Source organism: Delftia sp. Lp-1 (genome assembly GCF_020523835.1).
GTDB classification, from domain to species: domain Bacteria; phylum Pseudomonadota; class Gammaproteobacteria; order Burkholderiales; family Burkholderiaceae_C; genus Comamonas; species Comamonas acidovorans.
Genome location: NZ_JAJALJ010000001.1, coordinates 1,802,313 through 1,823,685 on the forward strand (window position 1 = coordinate 1,802,313; position 21,373 = coordinate 1,823,685).

Annotated in this window: 18 protein-coding genes; 15 read left to right on the forward strand and 3 right to left on the reverse strand. The window is 62.8% G+C overall.

Features of this window, described 5'->3' with window-relative positions:
• Positions 1–231: 231 nt before the first annotated feature.
• Entirely contained in the window at positions 232–1,632 is a 1,401-nt protein-coding gene (gene dbpA, locus LGR64_RS07960; protein WP_034395575.1) for an ATP-dependent RNA helicase DbpA, read from the forward strand.
• 77 nt (positions 1,633–1,709) lie between these two features.
• Here dbpA and LGR64_RS07965 read toward each other — a convergent pair whose 3' ends face one another.
• Entirely contained in the window at positions 1,710–1,925 is a 216-nt protein-coding gene (locus tag LGR64_RS07965; RefSeq protein ID WP_034395578.1) for a hypothetical protein, read from the reverse strand.
• A gap of 476 nt (positions 1,926–2,401) precedes the next feature.
• Between LGR64_RS07965 and LGR64_RS07970 the strand changes: the two genes are divergently transcribed.
• The gene (locus LGR64_RS07970) at positions 2,402–4,039 is read left to right on the forward strand and encodes a sensor domain-containing diguanylate cyclase (RefSeq protein ID WP_141831349.1); all 1,638 of its coding nucleotides are present in this window, start codon (positions 2,402–2,404) and stop codon (positions 4,037–4,039) included.
• 22 nt (positions 4,040–4,061) lie between these two features.
• Here the strand turns inward: LGR64_RS07970 and LGR64_RS07975 are convergent, their stop codons facing one another.
• Positions 4,062–4,550: a MarR family winged helix-turn-helix transcriptional regulator gene (locus LGR64_RS07975; RefSeq protein ID WP_012206289.1), complete on the reverse strand. Its 489-nt coding sequence runs from the start codon at positions 4,548–4,550 to the stop codon at positions 4,062–4,064.
• On the reverse strand, positions 4,547–5,452 hold the full coding sequence (locus LGR64_RS07980; protein WP_097201976.1) for an alpha/beta hydrolase: 906 nt from the start codon (positions 5,450–5,452) through the stop codon (positions 4,547–4,549). Before LGR64_RS07980 ends, LGR64_RS07975 begins: the two co-directional genes overlap by 4 nt.
• Positions 5,453–5,649: 197 nt before the next feature.
• On the opposite strand from LGR64_RS07980, the gene LGR64_RS07985 reads away from it, so the two are divergent.
• From LGR64_RS07985 to LGR64_RS08045, 13 genes are all read left to right on the forward strand, one after another.
• Positions 5,650–6,825: an ABC transporter substrate-binding protein gene (locus tag LGR64_RS07985; RefSeq protein WP_065347534.1), complete on the forward strand. Its 1,176-nt coding sequence runs from the start codon at positions 5,650–5,652 to the stop codon at positions 6,823–6,825.
• Positions 6,826–6,935: 110 nt separating this feature from the next.
• Positions 6,936–7,856, forward strand: coding sequence for a branched-chain amino acid ABC transporter permease (locus LGR64_RS07990; RefSeq protein WP_013801787.1), 921 nt, complete (start codon positions 6,936–6,938; stop codon positions 7,854–7,856).
• Positions 7,857–7,858: 2 nt separating this feature from the next.
• On the forward strand, positions 7,859–8,821 hold the full coding sequence (locus LGR64_RS07995; protein ID WP_230355204.1) for a branched-chain amino acid ABC transporter permease: 963 nt from the start codon (positions 7,859–7,861) through the stop codon (positions 8,819–8,821).
• The gene (locus LGR64_RS08000; protein ID WP_185750918.1) at positions 8,818–9,612 is read left to right on the forward strand and encodes an ABC transporter ATP-binding protein; all 795 of its coding nucleotides are present in this window, start codon (positions 8,818–8,820) and stop codon (positions 9,610–9,612) included. The genes LGR64_RS07995 and LGR64_RS08000 overlap by 4 nt, the downstream gene beginning before the upstream one ends.
• Entirely contained in the window at positions 9,612–10,325 is a 714-nt protein-coding gene (locus LGR64_RS08005; RefSeq protein WP_013801790.1) for an ABC transporter ATP-binding protein, read from the forward strand. Before LGR64_RS08000 ends, LGR64_RS08005 begins: the two co-directional genes overlap by 1 nt.
• Positions 10,326–10,560: 235 nt before the next feature.
• On the forward strand, positions 10,561–12,870 hold the full coding sequence (locus LGR64_RS08010) for a type VI secretion system Vgr family protein (protein WP_141831351.1): 2,310 nt from the start codon (positions 10,561–10,563) through the stop codon (positions 12,868–12,870).
• A 10-nt stretch (positions 12,871–12,880) separates the two neighbouring features.
• Positions 12,881–13,990: a DUF2169 family type VI secretion system accessory protein gene (locus LGR64_RS08015; protein ID WP_230355205.1), complete on the forward strand. Its 1,110-nt coding sequence runs from the start codon at positions 12,881–12,883 to the stop codon at positions 13,988–13,990.
• 3 nt (positions 13,991–13,993) lie between these two features.
• Positions 13,994–14,353 (forward strand): DUF4150 domain-containing protein, encoded by a 360-nt coding sequence (locus LGR64_RS08020; protein WP_088164314.1) that lies wholly within the window; start codon positions 13,994–13,996, stop codon positions 14,351–14,353.
• Between the two features lie 29 nt (positions 14,354–14,382).
• Positions 14,383–14,994, forward strand: a complete 612-nt coding sequence (locus tag LGR64_RS08025; RefSeq protein ID WP_141441584.1) for a hypothetical protein — start codon at positions 14,383–14,385, stop codon at positions 14,992–14,994.
• 54 nt (positions 14,995–15,048) lie between these two features.
• Entirely contained in the window at positions 15,049–19,098 is a 4,050-nt protein-coding gene (locus LGR64_RS08030; RefSeq protein WP_141831353.1) for an RHS repeat-associated core domain-containing protein, read from the forward strand.
• The gene (locus LGR64_RS08035; protein ID WP_141831356.1) at positions 19,067–19,735 is read left to right on the forward strand and encodes a hypothetical protein; all 669 of its coding nucleotides are present in this window, start codon (positions 19,067–19,069) and stop codon (positions 19,733–19,735) included. Before LGR64_RS08030 ends, LGR64_RS08035 begins: the two co-directional genes overlap by 32 nt.
• A 297-nt stretch (positions 19,736–20,032) precedes the next feature.
• Positions 20,033–20,974: an RHS domain-containing protein gene (locus tag LGR64_RS28615; RefSeq protein WP_185750919.1), complete on the forward strand. Its 942-nt coding sequence runs from the start codon at positions 20,033–20,035 to the stop codon at positions 20,972–20,974.
• On the forward strand, positions 20,971–21,372 hold the full coding sequence (locus LGR64_RS08045) for a hypothetical protein (RefSeq protein ID WP_230355206.1): 402 nt from the start codon (positions 20,971–20,973) through the stop codon (positions 21,370–21,372). The genes LGR64_RS28615 and LGR64_RS08045 overlap by 4 nt, the downstream gene beginning before the upstream one ends.
• Position 21,373: the final 1 nt, after the last annotated feature.

Consider the following 21,373-nt stretch of genomic DNA (forward strand, 5'->3'; position numbering starts at 1 on the left):
CAAGATGTTAGGCGTTGCAGGGGCGGCATGCAGAAACACAGCGTTGGGCCAAGACGCATGGGTCTCGCCCGGGGCCGTCGCCGGTTGACGCGTCTTTTGCCATCCATGGCTTCAACACCCCGCTGGCCGTCCTCTCGCACATGCTGGCAATTGCCCAGCATGCCTCCTGTTCTTTTTCAGTGACCAACGTGCGCGCTGCGGTCTTGAAATCGCCAACTTTAAAATGCCCCCATGACTCCTCCCTCGGCTTCCCCCAATTCCTTCGACAAACTTGCGCTTTCGCCTGCGACGCTCGCCAATCTTGAGCGGCTCGGCTACCTTGAAATGACGGCGATCCAGCTCGCCAGCCTGCCCCCTGCGCTTGAAGGCAAGGATGTGATCGCTCAGGCGAAGACCGGCAGCGGCAAGACCGCAGCCTTTGCCCTGGCGCTGCTGGCCAAGCTGGATACGCGCAATTTCTCGGTACAAGGCCTGGTGCTCTGCCCCACCCGCGAGCTGGCCGATCAGGTGACGACCGAGATTCGCCGCCTGGCGCGTGCGGAAGACAACGTCAAGGTGGTGACCTTGTCCGGGGGCGTTCCGCTGCGCGGCCAGAACGCGAGCCTTGAGAACGGCGCGCACGTGATCGTGGGCACGCCCGGCCGTGTGATCGATCACCTGGACCGGGGCAATCTGAACCTTGATTCGCTGAACACCTTGGTGCTTGACGAAGCAGATCGCATGCTCGACATGGGTTTCGTCGATGACATCGCCAAAGTCGCCAAGCAGTGCCCCCCGCAGCGCCAGACCTTGCTGTTCTCCGCCACCTACCCTGAAGGCATCGCCAAGCTGGCCGCGCGATTCATGCGTGACCCGGTCACGGTCAAGGTCGCCGCACAGCACAGCGGCGAGCAGATCGAGCAGCGCTGGTACGAGGTGGACAAGGAAGAGCGCTTGCCTTCGGTGGCTCGCCTGCTGGAGCACTTCCGGCCCGAGAGCACGCTGGCCTTCTGCAATACCAAGGCGCGCTGCCGGGCCCTTGCCGAGCTGCTGCAGGCCCAGGGCTACAGCGCGCTGGAGCTGCACGGCGATCTGGAGCAGCGTGATCGTGACCAGGTGCTGGTGCGCTTCGTGAACGGCAGTTGCTCTGTGCTGGTTGCCACCGATGTGGCGGCTCGCGGGCTGGATGTGACCAATCTGGGCGCCGTCATCAACGTGGACATCACGCCCGACCCTGAAGTGCACGTGCACCGCATCGGCCGCACAGGCCGCGCCGGTCAGAAAGGTTTGGCTCTGAGTCTTGCGACGATGGACGAAATGGGCGCGGTCGGGAACATCGAACAGATGCAGGGCAGCCCATCCGTCTGGTACCCGCTGGACGAGCTGACACCGGCTCCCGGCGGCCGGCTCCTGCCATCCAAGGCCACCATCCACATCAATGCCAGCCGCAAGGACAAGATCCGCCCGGGCGACGTGCTGGGCGCTCTCACCGCAGACCTGGGCTACACCCGCGAGCAAGTGGGCAAGATCGACATCAACGAGTTCGCAACCTATGTCGCCGTGGACCGCAAGATTGCGCATGATGTGGTTGCCCGGCTCAATAGCGGGAAGATCAAGGGGCGAACGGTGAAGGCGCGGTTGCTCAAGGATTGAGGGGTTTCAGGCGCATCAGTCGGTGTGCGAATGTATGCACTTGGCGGAACGCGCTTCGCCCCTTCAAGCGGCCCTGCCTAACCCGCAGGCCCCCTCATGACCTCCCGGGCCTGCACCGCCTCAACAGCCCCCTGCAGCGCCTCCCGCTGTGCAATCAGGAAGCTCAACAACGCTTCAGTCCCGACCGTGGTTTGCACGGCAGAAATCCCGCAGCCCAAGTCCACAAGCAGCGATATCTGCTGCATGCAATCCTGAACCACTTGCAGCTCTTCCTCGGCAATCGGGTAGTACATGCCTGTCCCTTTCAGCGATGAGCCAGCACGGCCTGCTGGTGCCTTGAGACAGGAATGAGAACTGGCGCGCCAGCATGCGCTGTGCGGGGGAGGGTGGTGTCGGTCAATGGCGGCTCCTGTGCATGGATGTTTCGCATGGCTGCGTTGAAATGAAGCCATGTCCAGCGCAGCACTGGGAAAACTGAAAGCCGCACACCATCAAGAGCGGGCGGCTGCTGCGCCTGTGTACGGGCCGCCAAGCCCGTGTCCGCTGAGGGACGGCGAAATGTTATCGCAAATACGTTGCCTACCCAGCCGGCAGCACCCCCCAATCCCAACCCTGCCGGCCGATTTTTCCGAAGCCGGGGACAATACCGGGTTCGCGGGTTTTTCCGGCTTGACTTGGGTCAAGGTCGGAAACGCCCGCGCAAAGACGCTGCCCAGGTGCTGAGCCGGATGCAGAAAACCCAAGATCGGACGGCAGCAGGACTGCCGAGATGGCGCAGGTGCATGTGATGGAGAGGGATTGGTGGACAAAGGCCTGGTGCGGGGGCAGAGGCCGGCCCGTGAAGCGTGATGCCCGCCTGGTGGCCTGGTTGCTGGCGGTGGTGTTCGTATCGGTTTCTGCGGCCACGGTCTGGCAATTGGTGGCGGCGCGCCAGCGCACGCTGGCCGAGGTCGATACCAGCAACCGCAACCTGGCCCAGACACTGAACACCTATGCCGAGGGCGTGATCACCCAAAGCTCCATGCTGCTGCTGGGCATTGCCGAGCGGCTGGAAGTGGATGGCACCAGCCCCGTGCTCCTGGAGCGGGTGCTGTATCTGGTCAACCGGCAGGAGCAGCTGCTGAACCAGCTCAACGAGCTGCTGATCGTGGATGCGCAGGGCTATTGGCTGATGTCGTCCAAGGGGGCGTTCCCCGAAGGATCGGAAAGCTCCGGCCGGGACTACTTCACGCACCACCGTGACGACGCATCGTCAGGCATCTACATCGGGCCGCCGATCCGCAGCCGCTCCACGGGCGAATGGGTGATCACCATCAGCCGGCGCTATACGGACGCCGAGGGCCAGTTTGCAGGCGCGGTGGTGGTGGCGCTGGGTGTGGAGAATTTCCTGCGGCTGTTCGGCAAGATCGATATTGGCGAGAAGGGGGCCATTGCGCTGAGCACGCCGGGCGGGCAGTTGCTGGTGCGCCACCCGTTCCGCGAGCAGGACCTGGGGCGGGACTTCTCGCAGTCGCCCAATTTCCTGCGCCACTACGTGGGGGCGATGTCGGGCACGGCGTCGTTCCGCTCGGCCCTGGATGGCACGGAAAGAATCTATGCCTTCCTGCGCAGCGAGCGCTATCCGCTGGTGACCACGGTGGCCCTGGGCCGCGATGAGGCGTTGAGCTCCTGGCGGCGCCAGGCGCTGCTGACGCTGGCCGTGGTGCTGGGGCTGTTTCTGGCGATTGCGTTGATCGGCTGGCGCCTGACGGCCGCGATGCGGCTGCGTTCGCGCGCCGAATGCTCCCTGGTCAGCGCGCGCGAGGAATTGCTGGATGCCAATCGCCGGCTGGAGGTGCTGGCCGCCCAGGACCAGTTGACGGGCCTGGCCAACCGCCGCCGCTTTGACGAGGTGCTGGAGCGCGAGGCCCGTCGCGCTGCGCGCGAGGGCACGCCGCTGTCGCTGCTGCTGATCGACCTGGACTACTTCAAGGGCTACAACGATGCCTACGGCCATGTGGCGGGCGATGCCTGCCTGCAGGCCGTGTGCAGCGCGCTGGCCCAGGCGGTGCAGCGGCCCGGCGACATGGCGGCGCGCTATGGCGGGGAAGAGCTGGCCGTGGTGCTGCCCAATACCGACAAGGCCGGCGCGCAGCAGGTGGCCGAGCGGCTGCGCGCGCGCATCGAGGGCCTGGCCCTGGAGCACCGCATCAGCCGCTTTGGCCATGTGACGGCCAGCATTGGCGTGGCCACGGCGCAGGGCGATGAGGCTGGCGCGACCCAAGGCGCGACACAAAACGCGACCCAAAGCGCGACACAAGGCACTACCCACGGCTCCACCCAAGGTGCCGCCGTGGCGCTGGTGGAGGCGGCCGACCGTGCGCTGTACCGCGCCAAGGCCGCAGGGCGCAACTGCGTGCAGGGCTGAATGGGCTTGGGTCTGCGCGCGCTCAGTCCGTGGGCGAGCGGTGGGCCACCACCTGCTGCTTGAGGTCGCCCAGCGCCTGGTACAGGTCGTTGCGGCTGGCCTGCGGCATGTCGCCGAACATGCCCATGACCCAGGATTCATGCGCCTTGGCCATGCGCGCAAAGGTCTTGCGGCCCAGCGGGGTGAGGTGCAGCACGGAGCTGCGCCGGTCGGACTCCACCTTGGTGCGCACCACCAGGCCTTCTTTCTCCAACTGGTCGGTGATGCCGGTGATGTTGCCGTTGGTCACCATCATGTGGCGCGACAGCTCGCCCATCTTCATGCCCTCGGGCGCGCGCTGCAGTTGCGCCATGAGGTCGAAGCGGGGCAGGGTAGTGTCGAATTCGCTGCGCAGGCGGTTGCGGATCTCGCCTTCGATGAGGTTGCAGCAGGTGAGCATGCGCAGCCACAGGCGCAGCGCATGGTGGTCGTCGGGCGCGGCGCGCGACTCCAGGTCGGGAGCGTGGGTCATGGCTGGTTCTGCGGTGTGGGGGCGCTCAAGCCCATCTGCGCGAGGATGGCGCGCGTCAGCGGGCTGGCCGGGTCGTTCAGGGTGAGCACGATGTCGAAATGGTTGGTGCCGGGCATGGCCACGTACTGGCCTGACGATGGACCGGGGCCACGGCGCTGGTTCCAGGCGGCCAGGTAGTCGTCGCTCTGGCGCTTGAATTCATCGGTCTCGCTCTCGCCGTAGCTGACGATGAGCGGGCAGGCCGCGCCGTGCGGCAGGAGAGCGGGGCTGTTGCGAATGGCGTCCTGCTCGCTCAGGCGCATCCATTCGTTGATGTGGGTGTGCACCAGCGGGCGCAGGTCGAACAGGCCCGACAGCGGTGCGGCGCCGCGCACCACGTCTTCGGGCACGCCGTAGTCCGCATGCCAGCCACCGGCCAGCAGCATGCCCGCCAGGTGGCCGCCGGCTGAGCTGCCGCAGACATGGATGCGGCCCGGGTCGCCGCCGTAGCGGGCGATGTGGGCATGCACCCAGGCCAGGGCGCGGCGTGTCTGGTCCACGATGCGGTCCAGCGTGACGGCGGGCGCCAGCGAGTAGTTCAGTGCCACCACCACGGCGCCGGCGCGCGTGAAGGTGGGCGCCATGCTGCTGGAGTCGTCCTTGGACAGCAGCCGCCAGTAGCCGCCGTGGATGAAGAAGAGAACAGGGGCGCCTGCCGCCCCGGTTGCTGCCGGGAAAATGTCCAGCAGTTCGTCGGCATGATCGCCGTAGGCCACGTTCAGCGCGCAGGGCAGGCTTTGGCGCGCGGCCCGGCTGTCGTCGGCATAGGCCTTGATGATGGGGGTGATGTCGGGTACCGTCGCGCGGGCGTTGTACTGGACATCGAGTCCGGCGCGGTCGTAGTGACGGTAGAGTGCGGGCATTGGAACGGAGATGGCGCGAAATGGTTTGTATGGCAGGTATTGGTACAAGTCCCAGACTTGTTCTGCAAAATACTTTAAACCTAAACTAAGACCCGCGCCAACCGTTCCAGCCCTTACAGAGTTTCCCGTCCAGCGTGACGGAAGACTGCCTCACCACCGATTGCCATCCGCGCGGCCCGCGCAAGGAGCACAGCAGCATGCGTTTCCTCACCCCCTTCCTGGCCGCAGCGGCCCTGGCCCCTGCCTTTGTTCCCGCGCTCGCGCAGGCGGACACCATCAAGGTCGGTATCGCCAACGATATTTCCGGGCCGTTTGCCGCGCTGGGCGCCGAGGCGCGTGACGGCTTCAACCTCGCCATCAAGCAGCTGGGCAGCAAGCTGGGCGGCCAGCCGGCCGAGTTCCTGCAGACCGACATGGGCGGCAACCCCGACCAGGCGCGCCAGCTGGTCACGCGCTACATACAGCGCGACAAAGTGGATTTCTTCACCGGCCCCATCGGCTCCAACGTGGCCCTGGCCGTGGGCCCGGCGCTGTTCGGCGCCAAGGTGCCCTACCTGTCCAACAACCCCGGCCCCAGCCAGTTCGCGGGCGCGCAGTGCAATGCGTTCTGGTTCGGCACCTCCTACCAGAACGATGCCTTCCACGAGGCAGCCGGCAAGCTGGCCGCCGACCGTGGCTTCAAGAAGATGTTCATCATGGCGCCCGACTATCCGGCGGGCAAGGATGCGCTGGTCGGCTTCAAGCGCGGCTACAAGACCGCGCCCGGCGAAGAGGTCTACACCAAGCTGGGCCAGATCGACTACGCGGCCGAACTGGCCCAGATCCGCGCGGCCAAGCCCGATGCGGTCTACATCTTCCTGCCGGGCGGCATGGGCATCAACTTCGTCAAGCAGTTCGTGTCCACGGGGCTGTCGCAAAGCGTCAAGCTGATCGGCCCGGGCTTCTCGGCCGACGAGGACGTGATCCAGGCCGTGGGCGAGCCCATGCTGGGCATGGTCAATACCGCGCAGTGGGCGCATGACCTGGACGTGCCGCAGAACAAGGCCTTTGTCGAGGCCTTCCGCAAGGAGTACAAGGGCCGCAACCCCTCGGTCTATGCGGCCCAGGCGTATGACGTGATCATGGCCATGGATGCGGCGGTCAAGCAATCCGGCGGCAAGGCCTCGGACCGCCAGGCCATTGTCAAGGCGCTGGAGAAGGCCGACTACGCCTCGGTACGCGGCCCCTTCACGTACGGCAAGAACCACTATCCCATCCAGGCCTACTACCAGCGCGTGATCGAGAAGGACGGCAGCGGCCGCATCACCAACAAGCTGGTGGGCAAGGTGTTCGATAAATATCAAGACGTCTACGTCAACGACTGCAAGATGTGACCCCGCCGCCGCGCCCCCGTCGGGGGCGGCGTGCCTTGATCTTGATTTTCAAAGCCGGATGATTTGTTGACCGCGCGCGGGCCACTGCGCCTGCGGCAGGGGGCGTGTGGATGACGTGGACGCTGCTCTTGGAGCAATTGCTGAATGGCCTGCAGTTCGGGCTGATGCTGTTTCTGATCGCGGCCGGGCTGACCCTGGTGTTCGGCATCATGGACATCATGAACCTGGCCCATGGCTCGCTGTACATGGCGGGCGCCTATGTGGCGGCCGAGACCATGCAGCGCACGGGCTCGTTCACCGCGGCCGTGCTGGTGGCAGCCGTGGCCACGGGCGTGGCGGGTGTGGTGCTGGAGCTGGTGCTGATACGCCGCCTGGCCGTGCGTGACCATCTGGCCCAGGTGCTCGGCAGCTATGCCGTCATCCTCATCGCCAATGACCTGGTCAAGATGGTCTGGGGCCCGGCGCCGGTGATGCTCAACATGCCGGCCGCGCTGTCGGGGCCGGTGCAGTTGCTGCCCGATCTCATGTACCCGGCCTACCGGCTGATGATCATTGTCTTCGGCCTGGCCGCCGCGTTGGGCCTGTACTGGTTCGTGACGCGCACGCGCGCCGGCGTGCTGGTGCGGGCAGGCGCCTCCAACCGCCAGATGGCCACGCTGATGGGCGTGCGCGTGCCGCTGCTGTTCCTGGGCGTGTTCACGCTGGGCGCCATGCTGGCGGCGGTGGCGGGGGCGCTGCTGGGGCCCATCACTTCGGTGCAGGTCGGCATGGGGGAAGAGATCCTCATCCTGGTGCTGGTGTGCATCGTCATCGGCGGCATAGGCTCCATACGCGGCGCCCTGGTTGGCGCCTTGCTGGTGGGCATGGTGGACACGGCGGGGCGGGCCTTTCTGCCCATGCTGCTGCGCCAGGTGTTCTCCCCGGCCGTGGCATCCAGCGTGGGGCCCACGCTGGCGGCGATTTCCATCTACGTGCTGATGGCGGTGGTGCTGGTGTACCGGCCTTCCGGCCTTTTCCCCGCGCGAGGCTGAGCATGGAACACAGCACATTACAAGGCAGGTTCCAGGCCCGGTTCTTCTGGACCGTACTCGCGCTGCTGGCGCTGGCGGTGTTCCCGCTGGTGGCTCCGGCGCTGGGGCTGGACTTCTACATCTCCTTCGTGCGCCGGGTGCTGATCTACGCGCTGGCCGCCACCAGCCTGAACCTCATCCTGGGCTATGGCGGCATGGTGGCGCTGGGGCATGCGGCCTTCTTCGGTGCGGGGGCCTATGCGGTGGGCATCCTGGCGATGAATGGCGTCACCTCGGCCCTGGTCGCCTGGCCGGCCGCCGCGCTGCTGGCGGGGCTGCTGGCCGCCGCCACGGGCGCCGTGTCGCTGCGCACGCGCGGCGTGTACTTCATCATGATCACGCTGGCCTTTGCGCAGATGCTGTTCTACATCTTCATCTCGCTGCGCCAGTACGGCGGCGAGGACGGGCTCAACCTGCCCGGCCAGTCCGTGCTGCCCGGGGTGGACCTGGGCCACGATGTGTCCTTCTATTACGTGGTGCTGGCGCTGTTCGCGGTGCTGATGGCCGTGTTCGGGCGGCTGGTGGATTCGCGCTTCGGCAAGGCGCTGCAGGGCGTGCGCGAGAACGAGTCGCGCATGGAGTCGCTGGGCTACCCGGTCTATCGCATCAAGCTGGCGGCCTTTGTGCTCAGCGGCGCCGTGGCCGGGCTGGCGGGCGCGCTGCTGGCCAACCACAACCTGTTCATCTCCCCCAGCCTCATGCACTGGACCCAGTCGGCCAACCTGCTGATCATGGTGCTGGTAGGGGGCGTGGGCCTGCGCTGGGGCGGCGTGGCCGGCGCCATCGTCATGCTGACGCTGGAGGAAGTGCTGCGCATGTGGACCGAGTACTGGCACCTGCCGCTGGGCCTGCTGCTGCTGTGCGTGGTGTTCGGTGCGCCGCGCGGCCTGATGGGCCTGTGGCCCGCACGCGGGAGGCAGGCATGAGCGGCGCGGCCAACCCTATCTCCATTCCCACCCCGGCCCTGGAAGCCAAGGGCCTGGTGCGCCGCTTTGGCGCGCTGCTGGCCACCGACCATGTCTCGCTGTCGCTGGCGCCTGGCGAGATCCATGCGCTGATCGGCCCCAATGGCGCGGGCAAGTCCACGCTCATCCATCTGCTGTCCGGCACGCTGGCGGCCGATGCGGGCACGCTGGTGCTGGCGGGGCGCGACGTGAGTGCGCTCAACGCCCACCAGCGCGTGGCGGCGGGGCTGTCGCGGTCGTTCCAGATCACCAACATCTTCAAGCAGTCCAGCGTGCTGGACAACCTGGTGCTGGCCGTACAGGCGCATGCGGGCAGCAGCTTTAGCTTCTGGCGCCCGCGCGCGGCCGAGACCGCGCTCTACGAGCAGGCCCGCGAGCTGGCGCGCGAATGCGCCATTGACGCCAGCCTGCTGCAGCGCCCCGCAGGCACGCTGCCGCATGGCGAGCAGCGCAAGCTGGAATTCGCGCTGGCCCTGGCCGCGCGCCCCGGCGTGCTGCTGCTGGACGAGCCCATGGCCGGCATGGGTCCCGACGAAACACTGCGCCTGACCGAGCTGATCGAATCCCTGCGCGGCCGTGCCGCCATGCTGCTGGTGGAGCACGATATGCAGGCCGTGTTCCGCCTGGCCGACCGCATCTCCGTGCTGGTCTACGGCCGCATCATCGCCACCGGCACGCCCGACGAGATACGTGGCAACGCCGACGTGCGCCAGGCCTATCTGGGCGACGAAGAAGTGAAGGAGGGCGCGTGATGCTCGAAATGCAGGCCGTGCAAAGCGGCTACGGACCCAGCCAGGTGCTGTTCGGCGTGGACCTCCGCATCGAGGCAGGCCAGGTCGTCACCCTGCTGGGCCGCAACGGCATGGGCAAGACCACGCTGCTTCGCACGCTGCTGGGCCAACTGCCCCTGCGCGCCGGCCGCATGGTGTTTGCCGGGCAGGACATCGCCGGCTGGGCCACCGACCGCATCGCCCGCGCCGGCGTGGCCATCGTGCCCGAAGGCCGCCAGTGCTTTCCCAATCTCACGGTGCGCGAGCACCTGACGGCCTTTGTGGCCCATCGCAATTCGGGCAGCCCCGGCGCGGCCGAGCCCTGGACGCCCGAGCGCGTGTTCGCGCTGTTTCCCCGCCTGGGCGAGCGCGCCTCCAACATGGGCAACCAGTTGTCAGGCGGCGAGCAGCAAATGCTGGCCATAGGCCGCGCCCTGGTCACCAACCCGCGCCTGCTCATCCTGGACGAAGCCACCGAGGGCCTGGCCCCTCGCATCCGCGAAGAGATCTGGTCCTGCCTGGCCCAGCTGCGCGCCGCCGGCCAGACCATCCTGGTCATCGACAAATACGTGGAGCGCCTGCTGGGCCTGGCCGACCGCCACCTCATCCTGGAGCGCGGCAAGGTCGTGTGGAGCGGAGACTCGGCCGCGCTGGATGGGGACAGAGCGCTGTGGGAACGGTATTTGGGAGTGTGAGCACGCGCAATGCATTCGCGGTTCAAGGCGAAATTCAAGGCGCGATGGAGGGTTGAATGGCATTGAAGATCAATGGGTGGCATGCCATTCAAATACAGGCCTGTATCCAAGATAGGCAATTGCTTACATTTACAGGATGTATCCGGCCCTGCATTTGATTGCCCTATGGCCATCGGCTTGTCTATGATCCCCGCTCACCAAGAGCAGGGAGGCCGCCCCCAGGGCGGCGCGCACTATGACACGCAGAGTCACCATACACACGCCATTGGGCGAGCAGCTGCATTTCCGTGAATTGCGCGGCCAGGAAAACATCAGCCAGCTCTTCAGCCTCGATGTGGAAATGCTCAGCGAAAGCGAAAGCATCGATCCCAAGGCCCTATTGGGCAAAAACGCCACCATAGAAATAGAAACCCAGGGCGGCGGCAGGCGCTTCATCGACGGCATCGTCACCCGCTTCGGCATGCAGGGCCAGGACCATCGCCACTACGCCTACAAGGCCCGCCTGAGCCCCTGGCTGTGGCTGGCCACGCGCAAGAGCGACTTTCGCATCTTCCAGAACCAGACCGTGCCCGACATCATCGAGCAGGTATTGGGCGTCTATGGCCATCCCCTGCAAAAGAAACTCACGCGCGCCTATCGCAGCTGGGACTACTGCGTTCAATACAACGAAAGCGATTGCGACTTTGTCTCGCGATTGATGGAGCACGAAGGCATTTACTACTTCTTCGAGCATGCCTCGGGCCAGCACACCTTGGTGCTGTGCGACGACATCATTGCCTCGCACAGCGTATTGCCCGGGGGCGCCTCCATTCCCTTTTATCCCCCGGAAAAAGCCGCCGCAGGCGATCAGGAAAACATCCACGCCTGGCATCTGGAGCAGGAAATCAAATCGGGCCGCCATTACAGCGACGACTACGACTTCAAGAAACCCCGGGCCGACCTCACCCACCTGCGGCGCGACCCACCGGGCCACGCCCATGACGGCCACGAAATCTATGAATGGCCGGGCGGCTACACCCAGCTGAGCGACGGTGAGGACTACATCCGCGTGCGCCTGAAGGAAAGCCTCACGGGCCAAAGCCGGGTGCGGGGCCAGTCCTGCCACCGGGCGCTGGCCACGGGCTACACGTTCAGCCTCTGCAACTACCCGCGCGGCGACCAGAACCAGCAGTACCTGATCACGGGCCTGAGCTACCACCTCAAGGAAAACCCACGCGTCAGTGCCGTGGCCCCTGGCGCCAAGGGCAGCGCCGCGGAAGACGGCTCCTTCCAGCGCTACGAGTTGCAGGCCCAGCCCACAAGTCTTGCCTACACGCCCGCGCGCACCACGCCCAAGCCGCGCACCACGGGCCCGCAGACCGCCGTCGTCGTGGGCCCGGCCGGAGAAGAAATCTGGACCGACGAATACGGCCGCATCAAGGTGCAGTTCCACTGGGACCGGCTGGGCGGCATGAACGAGAACTCCAGCTGCTGGATCCGCGTGGCCACGAACTGGGCGGGCCCGGGGTTCGGGGCCATCTCCATTCCCCGTATAGGGCATGAAGTCGTCGTCGACTTCCTCAACGGCGACCCGGACTACCCGCTGGTCACGGGCTGCGTCTACAACGCGGCCAACATGCCGCCCTGGGCGCTGCCGGCCAACGCCACGCAATCGGGCATCAAGACCAGATCGAGCAAGGGCGGTGCCGCAGGCGCGGGCATGAAGAACGGCCCGGGCGACGCCAACGCCATCCGCTTCGAGGACAAGGCGGGCGCCGAACAGCTGTGGTTGCACGCGCAAAAGGACCAGCTCACCGAGGTCGAGAACGACGAGGACAAATGGGTGGGCAACGACCGGCGCAAGACCATCGACCGGGACGAGACCAACGTCATCCACAGGGACCGCACCGAGACCGTGGACCGCAACGAGAAGATCGATGTCCACGGCTGGCGCACTGAAGTGGTGGACCTGGATGAGACGCTGACCGTTCACCAGAACCGCCAACGGACCGTGGATCTGAACGAGACCGTGAAGATCGGGCAGTCACGCAACAAAACCGTTGGCAAACACGAGAAGGACAAGATAGGTCGCAACTGGTCCATCACTGTGGGCCGGTTCAAGACCGAGACCATAGGCATCGCCTACATGCAGAACGTGGGTGTCGCCAAGATGGTGAATATTGGCGTGGCCTACAACCTCAACGTAGGCATGACCATGATCACCAATGTGGGCAGCAGCCGCAAGGACACGATCGGCAAGACACAGGATGTCAGTGTGGGCGACAAGTACGAGCTCAAAGTCGGGGCGGGCAGTGGAGGAGGCGGCAGTGGAAGTGCATCTTCCGGGATGGCGATGAACATCACCGCGCCCAGCAGCGCGAATTCGGAAGGCGGCGGCGCGGCCGGGTCATCCATCACCATGGACGGCAAGAGCATTACGTTGAAGGTGGGCAAAAGCCTGATCGTGATGCAGGAGGATGGGACCATTGTCGTCAATGGAAACACCATCGATGTGGTTGGGTCCAAGCACATAGGCATGGAATCCGACCGGATAGACCTGAACTGAGGGGGGTGCAATGAGCAGCCCCTCCTATGTTCTGGAATCTTCGACGCCCACTGCGGACTTGCCCGAAGTCAGAAATCGCACCCGCTTCCCGAGCCAGTATTTTCAGATGCTGGATACCGATGACCACGTATTTCACGTCATGGTCACCCGAATTACCTATGACCTGAATCGACTGGATGAAAACGGGTTTCCACGTCTTGCAAAACAGCAAGTTGAACTGGTGCAAACCGACGAGTTCTATACCGGGCGTCATACCAGCTCGATTGTCCAGGAGAGCGATTTTTCGCCCTACAAGCCCCGCTGCGATGTCATCTTCTCGCATGCCTTTGCATATTCTCCGGAGGAGAAACCCTTCAATCGCTGGACTGCCGGTTTCAAGATCGATAAATGGGACAAGGTGTTGATGGTTTGCGGCCCGCGCGTCATACGCTCCGGTTTATTGGGCTGGCAGCTCAGTGAGCCAGAAAAGGCCACTCGTGTACCTATCTGCCATGAACTTGCGTTTGGTGGAACCTGTCGTTGGCCGGAAAAAAACGATGAAGACGCCGATCCCGAGATTTTTTCGCGTCATGAACTCAATCCGATTGGATGCGGATTCCTGGACAAGGCATGGGTCAAAAAAACCGGGAAAAATGAATTTCGTGCACCACAGATCGAAGTGTTCAACAAGGCCTTCGATGATGGATGGCTCCGCGGCCAGAACTATCCTGTGGTCGGGCTGGGGCCTATCGGACGCTGGTGGCAGCCACGTGTGCAGCTGACAGGCAGCTATGACCACAAATGGCTTGAAAGCCGTTGGCCTGCCTTGCCCAAGGATTTTGATTTTTCCTACTGGAACTGTACACCTGCGGACCAGCAGATTGATTATCCAAAAGGTGGCGAGAGCATTACCTTGTTCGGACTGACGCCAGGCGGAGGATATTTGCGCGCAAAGGTCCCAGGCAATCATCCTTATTCATTGGTGGGGCTTCACGCGGGCCCGGTACTGGAGCGCCCCATGCATCTAGATACGCTGATTTTCGACATGCAGAAGATGACACTGACCTGCGTGCACCGCACCAACATCGCGGCCAATGCAGGAATAAAGATGATCGAAGTTCTTCAGCGCACCAAGGAGTGATTTATGGCAAAGGAAATGGGAACAGCCCAGGATGGCCAGTTTGTCTTGATCAACACACTGCCGGATGTATGCCTGACGCCCAACAAAAAAGGGAAACCCATCCCTTATCCCATCATGCATAGCATGGATCAGAGTGGGCAGTGCTCTCCCAATGTGTTTTTTGCAGGAAAGCCTGCCTACCTGCACGAAGAGAGCTACGTGGACAACGTGAAAGGTGATGAGCCAGGTGGAGGCAAGGGAATCGTTTCCGGCACGCATGTAGCTATCAGCCGCAGCGAGCAGCACAGCGCCACCGTTTTTGTCAACCAACGCCATGTGGTGCGGACCGGTGACAAGGTCTGGATGAATCGCAAGAAACCCTGACCTGACATGATAATAATGGATTATTGCAAATGACCACCTCCGGCAATCGAGTCAGTGATGGCTACGAATATTCAAGAAGCCCAAAAGGTGATGGATGGGTTCTTCATGAAGTTGTGGTCAAGCCCGATGAAAGCTATAAGGTCTACAAACGCGCGACGAAGAAAGCGAACGGATTCCCGCAGCCTGGCACCCATGCCAATGCCCCGGGGATCATCACGCCAAAAACCGAGACATATCAAGGCTCAGCGCCTGCGCAGCAGAAGACAGAACCAAAGCCGGGGCTGCCACAATTGTCCGACTGGGAAAAAGGCATCGATGGGCTGAAGAACTATGTCGATGGCGTTCCTCGTGAAAAGATAAGAGGGGAAACTTCTGCGATTCTTACTGAGCTTGGCGACTATGGGTCAGGGCGATCCATTCCTGGTGGGGGTCCTGAACAATATGCGCGCCGCGAGCAGCTGAAAGTGGCTTTGGAGCTTTTCAAGGAAAGGGCCAGCAAGGAGAGCATTGATCCCAAGGAAGTCCCTGAATTGGGAAGCTATGCACGCAACCAGCTCACTACGGTATTTGCTGCCTCCCTGTCCGGGGCGTTTATTCGGCGCAGGGGCAAGGGGAAATCCGACAAGAACTGCGCCTGCTAGAAAAATTCTGCAGTGCAAAAAATAGACAAATAGATAAAAAGAGAGGGAAAACGCATGAGCGCCAATCCTGAATCGATTCAACTGGCCTATGGCGCATGCGTGCTCAATGGGGTCAACGAGCGAGACTTCGTGATCGACGGGGCCATGCCCCTGCATTGGCAGCGTACCTACCTGTCCGACAACGCGCATTCAGGCCTCCTTGGCAGGGGATGGACTGTACCCATGTCGCTGCATCTGCTCGCAATGCCCGAGGAAGTGGTCCTCATCGATGCGCAGGGCCGGCGTATTTCGTTTCCGCGTCTGGAGGCAGGCCAGCAGTTCTACTCCCGGTATGAGCACATCACGCTGCGGTGTGTAGAAGGTGCAAGCTGGGAAGTGGTCAGCCAGGATGGCACGCGCCTGCTGTTCGGCCGTGGCGGCGAAGCGCCTGGGGCCGCCGCAGCGGCCGCCACCCGCTATATCCCCTTGGCGGGAGTGGAGGACAGCAACGGCAACGGCTTCCACCTGCAGTACGACGCCGCCGGCCTGCCCGTGACACTGCGCAGGACGGACGGCGTCCAAGTGGGTTTCGCCTATGACTGGTCCATCGTCCCGGGCAGTCCCCGGCTGGTGCAGGTGCTATGGCATGGTCAGCTCGAGGAAGAGGCGCCGGCGCCTGCACAGGCGCCGCTGCTGGTCAGCTACCGCTACAGCAAGGATGGCGACCTGAGCGAAGTCGTGGATGACACCGGTGTCGTCTGCCAGCGGTTCACGTACGTGGACCACCGACTGGTGGAGCGCCAGGAAGCCAGTGGGTTGGTTGTCCGCTACGAATGGAGTTCCCTCCAGCCAGAGGCCAAGGTACTGGCCATGCGGCACTCCACAGGCGCGCAGTGGCACATGCGCTATGACGACGCTGCGCACACGGTCCAGGTCACGCACAGCAGCGGCACGATGTCCCGCAGCTTCGAGCAGCGCTTCGACGCGGATGGCCACCTTCTTGCATCGGTGGATGCGCTGGGCGGCGTTACCCGGCTCGAACGCGATGCCTATGGGAACGTGCTTTCACACACCGACGCCCAAGGCAACATCACCACCTACCAATACGACGCGCGGGGCCGGACCACGTTGGCACACCTGCCTGACGGCGGCCAGGAGTCCACGCAGTGGCTGCAGGGCCAGGACAAGCCCGTAGCCATCACCGATGCCCTGGGGCGGACCACCCGTTTCGAATGGGATGAGCGCGGAAACCTTCTGAGCACCACGGCTGCGGACGGCAGTACCACCCGCTACCGCTACGACCAGCGCGGCCTGCCCGTCACCATCACCGACGCCCTGGGCAAATCCAGGCAGCTGCAATACGACGGGCTGGGCCAGCTGGTCCAATACACGGACTGCTCCGGCCAGCCCACACAACTGCAGTGGGACCTTGAGGGCAACGTGCTGTCCATCACCGACGCACTGGGCCACAAGACGCTGCACGGATACGCGCGCCTCAACCGTGGCCGGCGCCTGACCTTGCTGCGCGCAGCGGATGGCAGCGAGGAACGCTTCGCCTATGACCCCGCAGGCCGCCTGATTGCGCACCAGGACCCACTGGGACAGAACACCCGCTACCAGCTCGACGTCTACGGCAACCCGCTCGCCCGCACCAATGCGCTGGGACATTCGTTGCAGTACGAGTACGACGGCTTCGGTCGCCTCACGCGCCTCATCAACGAAAACGGGGCCCACTACCATTTTGCCTGGGATGCCCTGGATCGTCTCCTGGCGGAGCAGGGCTTTGATGGCCGGCGCCTGGACTACCGCTACAACCGTGTCGGCCATCTGCTGGAAATGGTCGATGGACTGCCCCAGGGCGCCACATGGATGGGGCGCGATCCATCAGCCATCCGTACCTACTACCAGCGTGATGCCATGGGGCGCATGCTGGAGCGCCGGGCCCACAAGCGCGGGCAGCCATCCACGCGCACCCGCCTGGCCTACGACGCCGCAGGCCAGCTCACCATGGCACGCAATGCCAATGCACGGGTGCAACTGCTCTACAACCCCGTGGGCCAGATCGCCAGCGAAATCCTGCACACCCGCCTGGGCCAGCACGGTGCACTCACGCACCGCTACGACCTGCTGGGCAACCGCATCTCCACCTGCCTGCCCGATGGCCGGACCATCCACACGCTGACCTATGGATCGGGCCACGTGCATCAGATCCATATCGACGGTGAAGTCATCTGCGACTTTGAACGCGACGCCCTGCACCGGGAAATCGAGCGCAGCCAGGGCGCCCTGCGCAGCAGCTACCACCTGGACCCCCTGGGGCGCCTGCTGGCCAGCCAGGCCGGGCCCGCCTCAGACGGGGCAAGCACAGCGCCTGCTGCCAGCACCCACAACACCACCAGCGGCCAAAGCATCGCAAGGCGCTACAGCTATGACGCTGCAGGCCAGTTGCAAAGCATCGACGACAGTCGCACGGGCCGCACGCTCTACCAGTACGACGCCATCGGCCGCCTGACTCAAGCCCTGGCGGGCCATGCGGCGGAGCGCTTCGCCTTCGACCCGGCGCACAACCTCATCGACCCCGATCCGCCACCGCCACAGCAGACCAGCCCTGCCAGCCCTGCCAACCCGCGCCTGCCAGGCACGGAGACACCGGACGAACAATGGGCGCGCTACGTCAGGGAGCACCTCTCAGACCCCAACTTCAACCTGCTCCAGGCGAGGGACGACGCGCTCATCGCCAGCGCCGACCCTGCGCAATGGGATCGTGTGGCGGGCAACCGGCTCAAGGTCTGGCAAGAGCACCGCTACGAGTACGACACCTGGGGCAACTGCACCGACAAACGCAGCGGCAAGCACCAGATACAGCACTACACCTGGGATGCGGAGCACCAGCTCATTGCCGTCCACACGGAAAACCAGAACCAGCGCCAAGGTGAGCAGGCGCACTGGCGCTATGCCTATGATCCCTTTGGCCGGCGCATAGCCAAATGGCAGGAACGCCACGCCTCTGCAGTCCAGAAAAAGCTCGCACGCCACGCCGTCACCCACTTCCTGTGGGACGGCAACCGCCTGCTGGCCGAACACGCCCTGCAGCACAAGGACGGCAGGGACACGACAAGCCACAGGCTCTACCTTTATGAGCCCGACAGCTTTGTGCCGCTGGCCCAGGTGCAAAGCCTCTGGAACAAGGACCAGCAGGCGCGCGACAAGGCCCTGGGCAACCCCTTTGTGCAGCAGGCCCTGCACGAAGCGCGCAATGACGACAAGGTCTGGAACACCAAGGTCCTGCCGCTGCAGCGCAAACTGCAATCGCGCCTGAAGGGCGTGGTGCCGCAGGAAGCTCCCCCTAAGGCGCTGCAAAGCCAGACCTTGCACGTGCATACGGACCACCTGGGCACACCCCGGGAACTGACCAACGCAGATGGCCATATCGTCTGGGCCGCCAGCTACAAGGCCTGGGGCGCTACGGCCAGCATTGACTACCCCGCCGTGCTGCAGACGGTACGCATGGGCAATACCTTGACCCAGCACTGGGTGGAGCAGGACCAGGGCAGCCGGCCTGAGCAGCACCTGAGATTCCAGGGGCAATACTTTGACGTTGAGACGGGGCTGCATTACAACCGGTTCAGGTACTACGATCCGGATGTGGGGAGGTTTGTTAGTCAGGATCCGATTGGGTTGGCGGGAGGGGTTAATAATTATCAGTATGCGCCTAATCCGGTGGGCTGGATTGATCCGCTAGGATTAGCGAAAGAAAATAAAGGGTATTCTGTAAAGATGGGCAATACCGCAGGTTCAGATACTCTTTCTAGAGGTGCTCATGTGAATGTAAATGGTCCAGGGCTACCTCCTAAAGGTGGACATGTCGAGATAGCACCAACTACAGATAATTTAGGTAAACTTGAGCCTAAGCCTGCGGATGCGGCAACTAGAAAACTTGGTGAGAAAGATTGGGGTAAGCTGTGCAAGTGCGTCATCGAGTTTGCAGAGGAAAATTTAGAAAAAATTGCAAAGCAGGCTGAGAATGGAATGAATGAGCATCATGGAAAATCTCGCGCAGATTCGCTGAGAAAAGTAAAAGAAATTATAGAAAATGCACTATCAAAGAAAAAAACGCCGTTCTAGTATGTCTCACATAAAAAAACAGATTGAATATATATTGGTAACTTATCTGGCTGGAGGGGTAGTGAGAAACTGGGATCAGAGTAGAGATTTTTTTGAAAGCCAGGATGAGTTACTGAGATTGGGGTACGACAGAGTCGGATCAACTGAGGATCACTCACTTATTGAGAATTATTATTCTATGGGTGGAAATAAAGGAATTAACTTTAAAATATATTTTCATGAAGGAGATCCGTGGGCGAGTGGCGTCGATTTTTTTGGTTTTAGGTTAAAATCTATTCTAAGGCTAGCAAAAAATCACATAAGAAAAATCGATGTTTTCTTTGATGTGAACGCATATGACGACGGTGCTCTTGTGATCAACGAATTCTGCGTATGCCGTTTCTCATTTATGGGTAGGAAATCTCCAAGAGCTTTAACCTTTGAAACAGATATTAGCGTATCTGCAAGCATGCAGAATTCAGCAATTGCAACCAAATCTGTTTTTAAGCAATTTTCATATTTGAAAAGTATTGGAAAATATAAAGAAAATAGAAATATAAGAAAAATATTTGAAATAATAGATGGTTATCATTCACCGCCAACTTCCGGTGAGTCTCATCCAAATGGCCAAAAGCTTCCTGTCGTCTACTCGCCGTAAGTACTTGGCGCTCCCTACCAATACGATGCCATCGGCCGCCTGACCCAGGCGCTGGCGGGCCATGCGGCGGAGCGCTTCGCCTTCGACCCGGCGCACAACCTCATCGACCCCGATCCGCCACCGCCACAGCAGACCAGCCCTGCCAGCCCTGCCAACCCGCGCCTGCCAGGCACGGAGACACCGGACGAACAATGGGCGCGCTACGTCAGGGAGCACCTCTCAGACCCCAACTTCAACCTGCTCCAGGCGAGGGACGACGCGCTCATCGCCAGCGCCGACCCTGCGCAATGGGATCGTGTGGCGGGCAACCGGCTCAAGGTCTGGCAAGAGCACCGCTACGAGTACGACACCTGGGGCAACTGCACCGACAAACGCAGCGGCAAGCACCAGATACAGCACTACACCTGGGATGCGGAGCACCAGCTCATTGCCGTCCACACGGAAAACCAGAACCAGCGCCAAGGTGAGCAGGCGCACTGGCGCTATGCCTATGATCCCTTTGGCCGGCGCATAGCCAAATGGCAGGAACGCCACGCCTCTGCAGTCCAGAAAAAGCTCGCACGCCACGCCGTCACCCACTTCCTGTGGGACGGCAACCGCCTGCTGGCCGAACACGCCCTGCAGCACAAGGACGGCAGGGACACGACAAGCCACAGGCTCTACCTTTATGAGCCCGACAGCTTTGTGCCGCTGGCCCAGGTGCAAAGCCTCTGGAACAAGGACCAGCAGGCGCGCGACAAGGCCCTGGGCAACCCCTTTGTGCAGCAGGCCCTGCACGAAGCGCGCAATGACGACAAGGTCTGGAACACCAAGGTCCTGCCGCTGCAGCGCAAACTGCAATCGCGCCTGAAGGGCGTGGTGCCGCAGGAAGCTCCCCCTAAGGCGCTGCAAAGCCAGACCTTGCACGTGCATACGGACCACCTGGGCACACCCCGGGAACTGACCAACGCAGATGGCCATATCGTCTGGGCCGCCAGCTACAAGGCCTGGGGCGCTACGGCCAGCATTGACTACCCCGCCGTGCTGCAGACGGTACGCATGGGCAATACCTTGACCCAGCACTGGGTGGAGCAGGACCAGGGCAGCCGGCCTGAGCAGCGCCTGAGATTCCAGGGCCAATATTTTGACGTTGAGACGGGCAGCACCCGCTGCAGCGCTTTGCCCCGGAATATGAAACCCTGCCAGGCCCGCCCCCAAACCTGCCGGACAATCCATGGAAACCAAGGCACCGTTCCATGACAACTTCAACCCCCCTTCCCGAACCCGAATTGAGAGCCTTCGCCGCGGCGGCGGCCGAGCAGCAGCGATGCACGGACTGCGCTGTGCTGTGGAGGCCGGGCTGGGAGTCCTTGTCGGGAGTGGACAAGACTTCGCATCTGCAGCAGGTTTGTGCGCTGGGCACGCCGGAGACACGGGAATTGCTTGATGAATACCACCCCCAGGGCACGAACCAGTGGTCGCCGGATGCTCCCATCGCCCTGGGCTGGCACCCGTACAACCGCTGCACGCTCTGGCGCTGCCACCATTGCAATGCCGCCTTTCTGCGCTACACGGAATACGGTGGCTACTACCAGGACGATCGCATCCGGCCGCTGCTGGCGCATCTGATCGTCACGCCCGAGCAGGGCCGCGTCTGAG